This window comes from Streptosporangium sp. NPDC005286, assembly GCF_040607515.1.
In the GTDB taxonomy this organism is placed as follows: Bacteria; Actinomycetota; Actinomycetes; order Streptosporangiales; family Streptosporangiaceae; genus Streptosporangium.
Genome location: NZ_JBEXGU010000275.1, coordinates 1 through 7,961, shown reverse-complemented (window position 1 = coordinate 7,961; position 7,961 = coordinate 1). Strand labels below are relative to the sequence as shown.

Here is a 7,961-nt window from a genome sequence, read left to right as displayed (position 1 = left end):
TCACCGCTACGACGGCGAGGAGATGGTGGTCTTCCACCTCCATCCGGACAAATCAGCGCCTCGTGGCGCACTGCCCCGGGTGACGCCGACCCGAGCGGAGGGCCCAGTAGATCATCACCGCTTCAGCCCTACCGCCAAAACCCGGTCCGATCCCCCCTGAGGCCCGCCCGGCGCGGCCGCGCTCCGAAGCTGTTTGCCTCCGGCGAGCTGCTCGGCGCGGGCGGGCAGAAGGGGATGCAGAGGCCTTCAAGTCAATCTCAAGTGTGATCTTCTACACCTACGGGGTGTGACTACGACTCCTCCGCGGCAGCGCCGCTCACTATCTCGCCGCACCCTGCTCCTGGGCGGGCTCGGCGCCCTGGCCGCCATCGGCGTACCGACCACGGTCGCCTGCACCACCGTCATCCCCATACCGAGCACCCCCGACCCCACACCGAGCGCCACCAACCTCGCGCCGAGCGCCGTCGACCTCGCACCGAGCGCCACCCTCACCGGCCACACCGGCGATGTCACCTCGGTGGCCTTCAGTCCGGACGGCAAAATTCTCGCCACCAGCGCCAACGACGACACGGTGCGGTTGTGGGACGTAGCCGACCGCGACACCGTTGCAACCCTCACCGGCCACACCGGCAGTGTCACCTCGGTGGCCTTCAGTCCGGACGGCAACCTCCTCGCCACCGGCAGCCGCGACCACAGCGTGAAGTTGTGGGACGTGGCCGGCCGCAAAACCGTTGCAACCCTCACCGGCCACACCGACAGTGTCCTCTCGGTGGCGTTCAGCCTGGACGGCAACCTCCTCGCCACCGGCGGCGTCGACAGAGTGAAGTTGTGGGACGTGGCCAGCCGCCAAAACGTTGCCACCTTCACCGGCACTGTCTGGTCGGTGGCCTTCAGCCCGGACGGCAAAATCCTCGCCGCTGGCACCCTCGACAGCACAGTGCGGTTGTGGGATGTGGCCACCCGCCGAACCTTTGCCGACCTCACCGGCCACACCGGCTCTGTCTTGTCGGTGGCCTTCAGCCCGGACGGCAACCTCCTCGCCACCGGTGACCAGGACCTCAGCGTGAAGTTGTGGGACATGGCCAGCCGCCAAAACATTGCCGACCTCACCGGCCACGCCCGCTCTGTCAACTCGGTGGCCTTCAGCCCGGACGGCAAAATCCTCGCCACCGGCAGCCTCGACCACAGCGTGAAGTTGTGGGACATGGCCAGCCGCCAAAACATTGCCGACCTCACCGGCCACACCCACTGGGTCTCCTCGGTGGCCTTCAGCCCGGACGGCGCAACCCTCGCCACCGGCAGCCGCGACGACAGCGTGATGTTGTGGCCGACCCGCTGACCCAGTAGGGGGGCGGCCGGAGTACGCCAGAAACACACCGCGCCACTACATCCCCGCAGGCCATCGCTACCATGTCTGGCCGAGCTGGCCTGAGCATGTACCGGATAACGTGCCCGAGTCGCGCAGCGGCCATCTTCACACCACTCACTGCTGGTCAACAGCACCATGACGTCGGCGACGTACGTGATAACGGTCCCTTATCCGGTACATGCCCCGGCCCACGGTGTCCTTCTGACGTACTCCGGCCGCCCCCGACGAGGGCCGGACCTGGGAGGCCCTGGCCGCCGCCGTGGCGCCGCGTCCCCTGATCGCCATCCCGCACGAGGTGCTCCACCTCCCGGCCCCTGAGGACGACGTTGACGACGACTGGGAGTAACACGAAGAGCGCGATGCTTAGCGCCAATGGCTGTATCACGGAGGGGTGGTGAGCGGCCGCGCCCTCGTGCGCCGCCAGTGTCCGACGAACACCGCGCGGCTGCGCGCGTGCGGCCGCACCGCCACCGCCGAGGACTTCCGCTGCGACGTCCGCCGGATCGGCTTCCGGCGAACCCGGGTCGTCATCGGCGAGATCGACGTCCAGGTCGCGCACGCCAGCTCGCCCGCCGCCCTCTACCGCGCCCGGTTCGGCACCCCGCCCCGCCCGTGAGCCGCCTCGCGCGCCCGCGCGTAGACCCCTCGCGAAACTCTGAAAACTCCTCGGCGTCCAGACCCGTTACCTCGTGCCGGTGGCCACCGCCGAATCCGCTCGTGACCTGTGCGGGGAGCCTGGCCGATCTGGCCGACCCCACCCAAGGCGTCAAGGCCGCCCTTCGCGCCCTGGCCCGCCGCTACAACACCCTCACTGCCGAAATCACAGACGCCGATGCCCAGCTCGCCGTCCTGGTCAAACAAGCCCGACCCGACCTGCTCGAAACCCGGGGTGTCGGCATCGAGACCGCCGCTCAGCTCTTGGCCACCTGCGGCGACAACCCCGACCGGCTGCAGTCCGAAGCAGCCTTCGCATCGCTCTGCGGGGTGTCACCGGTCCCCGCTTCCAGCGGCAAGACCAAACGTCATCGGCTCAATCGCGGCGGCGACCGCCAAGCCAACCGAGCCCTTTACATGATCGCTATCACCCGCATGGGCCACGACGCCGACACCCGCGCCTACGTGCAACGCCGTACCGCCGACGGCCTGTCAAAGAAAGAGATCATCCGCTGTCTCAAACGCTATATCGCGCGCGAGATCTACAAGATCCTGACCACCCGCAACACCCGCGACCAAGATCTCGCGCTGGCTGCTTGACAGACATAGAAGCATCCAGCAGCGATCAACTCTCCCGGCCGACCGGCAGGGGCACGATCTTTCCGCGGGACTCAAGGTCCAGGGGCAATAAGTGCTCACCTGCCGGCGGCTGCCAGGCACCGAGTCTGCCGGACGGCGACTCGCTAACACTCATTAGGGACAATGGGCTGGTCAGAGCCCGCGCTGATAGGGAGTGCGGATCATCGACTGCCTGTTTCCAACTTGGCCGGGCGGCGTGCGGCGCGCAGCTCGCGCAGGTTAGGGATGTGGTTGTAGAGCGTGCCCGGACTCACGCCGAGGAGTTTGGCGATCGAGGTCACCGAGTGTTCGGGATTGGGCAGCATGTCCCGGGCGGCGCGCAGCAGGTCGGGGGTGACCACGGTGGGGCGGCCTCCGACCCGGCCACGCGCCTTGGCCGCGGCCAGGCCCTCCCGGAGCAAGCTCAGTGGAATGTCGTAGACCACTTGACTGCATGCGGGAGCGTTGAAGATGACGTAGCGCTCTGGCCCTTGGGGCTGAGGAGCCCCGCGTTCTCCGGGCAGCGACCCGGAGGAGATCTACCGGCTGACCGCGCAACGGGTGCGCTTCGAGCCGATGGTCCTGCTGCCCGCGCGCAAGGGCGACCTGGTGCTGTTCACCAACCTGGTGGCGCACACCGGCACGGAGAACAGGTCGGGGCGGGTGCGCTGGAGCGTGGACATGCGGTTCAAGACGACATACGGCTAAAGGCCTTTGACGCTGGAGCTGGAGGAGGGCTACCGCGTGGTGCGCAAGCGCATGGCCTCCCGCAACGCGCGCCCGTTGCGGGTGCTGGGCAAGGACGGGCCGCAGCACTGGGAGCAGTGGCTGGCATGATCGTGCGACTTGCCTGGCAAGTCGCGCTCCCGCAGCCGGTGGAGCGGTGTATTGCCAGGCAAGTTGTCCGATCTTGGTCAGATGACGCGGACCTGGAACTGGTCCCCGTCCAGGACCCGGGACTTGTAGTAGAAGGCGCCCAGGTCGGATCCGCCGAGAGTGTTCTCCGCCAAGGGAATCATGCAGACGCTGTAGCCGCCGGAGTCGGTGGCGCCGCGGACCGGCAGCCACGACGCGCCGCAGTTGAACTCGTACCCGGTTTTCCAGTTGAAGATGAAGATGTTTCGGCCGTAGGGCTGGGAGTACGCGCCGTTGTAGGTGGACTTGTAGGGGTACTCGTCACAGGACCAGACTCCCGGAGCCGTGGGTTTGGGGTGCCCCGGCGGGCATGCCCTGTTGTAGTTGTTGTCGATGAGGGTCTGGTTCTGGGTCCTGGTCAGGACGTCCGTCATCTTGAAATGGTTGATGGCGAGCTGGAGGTGGCGGGCATACGACGGATAGCGATACGACAGGACATCGTGCACCGGGCGGACCGAGTCGTAGACGCAGCCCTTGGGGTAACCGGTCAGCGCGTCGTCGCAGCGATGCACGGCCGGCGCCGTGATCGAGGGGTTTGTCGTCGGGTTGACCCACGCCGCGTTGGCGAACCAGTACCTCATCCCACCGTGTGCACCCCACTTGTAGCCGCTGAGCGGGCTGGTGAAGTACGTGGTGGTCGAGTGGATGCGGCCAGGAAGCGCTGACCCGCCGACCAGCCCGCTGCTGGACACCGTGCAGCTGGCGAGGCATTGCGGCTCGGCGTAGACGAAGGTGTCGAGCACCGCCGGGATCGCCGGGCCGGCGACGGAGTTGGCCTGGTAGTGCCACGACTGGCTCCAGCTCAGCGAACTGTAGTCGAGGGTCGTCAAGCTGGAGACGGTGAACTGTATCGAGCCGATGACGACCCCGTTGGGCACCGTGAAGATGAGCAGGAGACCGTCCTCGATCACGCATGCGGCTGTCCGGGTCAGCGTGGGGCGCCCGCCGCAGATGTCGGCGGCGATGCTGGCGTCGGTCTTGGCCCGGTCGGCTTTCTTCGCCTGCTTGCGGATACAGGTGGCGGTCCCGGACTTCCCGGCCGCGGCGAGCGTCGCCGCGTGTTGTTTGAGGTCGGTGCCGCACTCCTGTGCGACGGCGGGTTCCGGTGTGGGCTTGTCCGGTGCCGCTGTCACCGGGGGAGTGGGGACGAGTAGGGATAACAGTCCTAAAGCGACGCTCGCGATCCCCGCTTTCCATCTGGCCACGGGTTACTCCCTTCGTGGAAGAACGTTGAGCGAAGGGAAACGCCAGCCTCTGGACAGGCTCTGGATGTTTGATGAACATCGCCTCTACACTGTGGCGGTGCTGGTCGTCCAGGTGCTCGGCCGCCTGCGGGTGTGGCACGATGATCGCGAGGTCGATGCCGGGCCGCCCGCCCGCCGTCTGATGCTGGGGGTTCTGGCGCTCAACGCCGGGCGGCTGACCACCCGCCGGGAGCTGATCGAATCGCTGTGGGGCGAACGGCCGCCGTCAAGCGCGGTCAACGTGCTGCACACCCACACCAAACACCTGCGCCGCCTGCTCGACCCGCGGCACAGCCCGCGCGACCAGGACGGCGTGCTCTCCACCGTCGGCGACGGCTACCTGCTGCGCCTGCCGGAGGACGCCCTCGACCTGCTGCGCTTCCGGCGTACGGTGGCAGCCGCGCGGCAGGCCGAAAGCGACGGCGACCCGGCGCGAGCGGCCGCGCTCTTCCGCGAGGCGCTGCGGCTGTGGGAGGACGACGACCCCCTGTGCGACGTGCCGGCGCTCGAAGGCCACCCCAAGGTGTGGGGCCTCAAGGCTGAGCGCCGCCGCGCGCAGCTGTCCTACTGGGACCTGATGCTGCGGGCGGGCAACGCCGCCGAGGTCATCGCCGCGCTGGCGGTGCAGGGCGCGGCGAACCCGCTCGACGAGGCGGTGCAGGCCACGCTGATCCGCGCGTACCAGGCGACGGGCCAGCGGACGATCGCCTTCGAGCGGTACGAGGCCACCCGCCTCGTGCTGGCCGAGGAGCTGGGCGTGGAGCCGAGCGGGGAGCTCCAACGGGCGCACCGGCAGCTGCTTGAGGAGCAGGAAAGCCGTGGTGTGTCGAGGATTCCGCGGCAGCTCCCGGCGCCGGTGCCGGACTTCACCGGACGCGCCGACGAGCTGGCCCTGCTTGACGCCGCGAACGCCCGCCGCCCACCGGGGATCGCGGTCGTCTGCGGCACCGCGGGCGTGGGCAAGACGGCGCTCGCCGTCCACTGGGGTCACCACAACCGCGAGCTGTTCCCCGACGGGCGCATCCACCTCGACCTGCGCGGCGACGACGCCGAACACGCGCTGCCCCCACACGAGGCGCTGGGCCGCCTGCTGACCGCCGTCGGCGTGTCCGATCAGGACATTCCGGCCGATACCCAGTCACGGGCCGCGCGCTGGCGCACCGAGACCGACGGCCGCAGGCTGCTTGTGCTGCTTGACAACGCGGCCTCGGCCGAGCAGGTACGGCCGCTGCTGCCCGGCACGCACGACACCCTCATGGTGATCACCAGCCGGGACAGGCTGGCCCCCCTGGTCGCCCTGCACGGCGCGCACCGCGTCGAACTGGACCTGCTGCCCCGCACCGACGCCGTCCACCTGCTGCGCCGGCTGCTGGGCGAGCGGGCGGGCACCGATCCCGACAGCGTCGACTCGCTTGCCACCATCTGCGCCCGCCTGCCGCTGGCGCTGCGCCTGGCCGCCGAGTACGCCGGGGCGCAGGCGCACCTGCCGCTGGCCGGCGTGGTGACGCGGCTGCACCGGGCCGGACCGCTGGATCTGCTCGACCCGGGCGGCGGGGCGGCGATCCGGCACATCTTCGGCTGCTCGTACCGGCTGCTCGACGCCGAGGCGCAGCGCCTGTTCCGGTTGCTGAGCCTGAACCCGGCGCCGCACTCCACACTGGCCTGCGCGGCGGCGCTGTCGGACGTCGACGAGATCGGCGCGGCCCGGCTCCTGCACCGGCTCGCCTCGGCGCACGTGCTGCGATGCGATGCCTTGGGGCGCTACGGGTTTCACGACCTTCTGCGTGCGTACGCCGCCGAGATGAGCCTTGCCATGGACGGCGAGGCCGAGCGGCAGGCGGCCATGGACAGGCTGCTGGAGCACTACTGCGGGACCGCCGTCGAGGCGAGCGACACCCTCTACCCCGGGTGGAGCGGGAGCTGGCGGCACGCCGGGCTCGCCCTCAAGCCCAGCGGCGTCACCCTCTCGCCGGGCGCGGCACTGTCGTGGTTGGACAGCGAGCTGGCGTCGTTCGGCACGATCTGCCAGTTCGCGGTCAGGCAGGGACGGCCGGAGCGGGCGGTCACCCTTGCCGCCGCGTTACACCGCTTCCTGGAGGCGGGGCACGGCACCGAGGCCCTGTCGATCTACGAGTGCGCCGTCGACGCCGCGCGGGGGATGGGAGACTCGGAGGGCGAGGCGCATCTGCGGACCAACGCCGGGGTCATCCTGCGGCTGCTCGGCCGGTACGCTTCGGCGGTCGAGGAACTGAGCGAGGCGCTGGAGCTGTGCCGGCGCATCGGCAACCGCCACGGCCAGGCCCGCTCGCTGTCCAATCTGGGCATCATCGAGGAACGCCTCGGCGAGTTCGCCTCCTCGGCCGCCCGGCACAGCGAGGCCGTCGCGCTCTACCGCGAGATCGACGACCCCTTCGGCCAGGCGGCGGCGCTGACCAACCTGGGCAACCTCGAGGAGTCGATCGGCGAGCACACCGAGGCGGCGCAGCACTTCCTGGCCGCGCACGACATCTTCGCCGCGCTCGGCGAGCGTGCCGGGCAGGCCATCGCCCTGTCCAACCTCGGCCAGATCTACAGCTCGCTGGGCGAGGACACGCTTGCCGTCGCGAAACTGCGCGAGGCGCTGAGCCTGTTCCGCGAGATCGAGCACCGTGACGGGGAAGCGACCGCGCTGAGCAACCTCGGGACCGCCCTGTGCCGTCAGGCGAAATTCGACGAGTCCCTGTGGCACCTGGAGCAGGCGCTCGAGATCTTCCAGTCGACCAAGCACAGGTACGGTGAGGCGAGTGTCCTCAACGCGATCGGTGAGGCGTTGCGCACCATGGGCCGTGACGGCGAGGCGGCGCAGCGGCACCGGCTGGCGCTGGCGATCGCCGCCGAGACCGGCGACGAGGACGAGCGCGGCCGTGCCGCCGCCGCGCTTGAAAGCCTCGGCTGAGGACCGCGAGGCGTGAGAGGGCGGTTGCGGCGTGGCCGGACGAGCGACTCGTTAGGCTTTCGGGGTGAAGGTTGCCGGGCTGGTGCCGGCGGAAGCTTGATCTCGCGGAGCCGGACGATCTCTTCGTGCTGGCAGGAGGTTCCCGAGGCCGTTGTCGAGCATGTGCGGCGCTGCCTGGGGCTGGCCGACGGCATCGAGCCCGATCATGGGGCCACGAGCACGGCCA

General features: G+C 69.4%; 6 protein-coding genes and 1 pseudogene. 5 read left to right on the top strand and 2 right to left on the bottom strand.

Annotated features, from left to right (window positions below; translation table 11 throughout):
* The first annotated feature begins 286 nt into the window (after positions 1–286).
* The 3 genes and pseudogenes from ABZU75_RS44095 to ABZU75_RS44085 all read left to right on the top strand — a co-directional run.
* Positions 287–1,339 carry a WD40 repeat domain-containing protein gene (locus ABZU75_RS44095; protein WP_355568714.1) on the top strand — a complete coding sequence of 351 codons (1,053 nt, stop codon included), beginning with the start codon at positions 287–289 and terminating at the stop codon, positions 1,337–1,339.
* A gap of 424 nt (positions 1,340–1,763) precedes the next feature.
* The gene (locus ABZU75_RS44090; protein WP_355568711.1) at positions 1,764–1,985 is read left to right on the top strand and encodes a hypothetical protein; all 222 of its coding nucleotides are present in this window, start codon (positions 1,764–1,766) and stop codon (positions 1,983–1,985) included.
* 221 nt (positions 1,986–2,206) lie between these two features.
* Positions 2,207–2,623 (top strand): annotated as a pseudogene (locus ABZU75_RS44085) (transposase); the annotation flags it as partial.
* Positions 2,624–2,823: 200 nt separating this feature from the next.
* Here the strand turns inward: ABZU75_RS44085 and ABZU75_RS44080 are convergent.
* The gene (locus ABZU75_RS44080) at positions 2,824–3,087 is read right to left on the bottom strand and encodes a hypothetical protein (RefSeq protein WP_355568708.1); all 264 of its coding nucleotides are present in this window, start codon (positions 3,085–3,087) and stop codon (positions 2,824–2,826) included.
* A 115-nt stretch (positions 3,088–3,202) separates the two neighbouring features.
* Here ABZU75_RS44080 and ABZU75_RS44075 point away from each other — a divergent pair, with 115 nt between their 5' ends.
* On the top strand, positions 3,203–3,349 hold the full coding sequence (locus ABZU75_RS44075) for a phytanoyl-CoA dioxygenase family protein (protein ID WP_355568705.1): 147 nt from the start codon (positions 3,203–3,205) through the stop codon (positions 3,347–3,349).
* Positions 3,350–3,555: 206 nt separating this feature from the next.
* Here the strand turns inward: ABZU75_RS44075 and ABZU75_RS44070 are convergent, their stop codons facing one another.
* On the bottom strand, positions 3,556–4,689 hold the full coding sequence (locus ABZU75_RS44070; protein WP_355568702.1) for a hypothetical protein: 1,134 nt from the start codon (positions 4,687–4,689) through the stop codon (positions 3,556–3,558).
* Between the two features lie 136 nt (positions 4,690–4,825).
* Here ABZU75_RS44070 and ABZU75_RS44065 point away from each other — a divergent pair, with 136 nt between their 5' ends.
* On the top strand, positions 4,826–7,735 hold the full coding sequence (locus ABZU75_RS44065) for a tetratricopeptide repeat protein (RefSeq protein ID WP_355568699.1): 2,910 nt from the start codon (positions 4,826–4,828) through the stop codon (positions 7,733–7,735).
* The last annotated feature ends 226 nt before the right edge of the window (positions 7,736–7,961 follow it).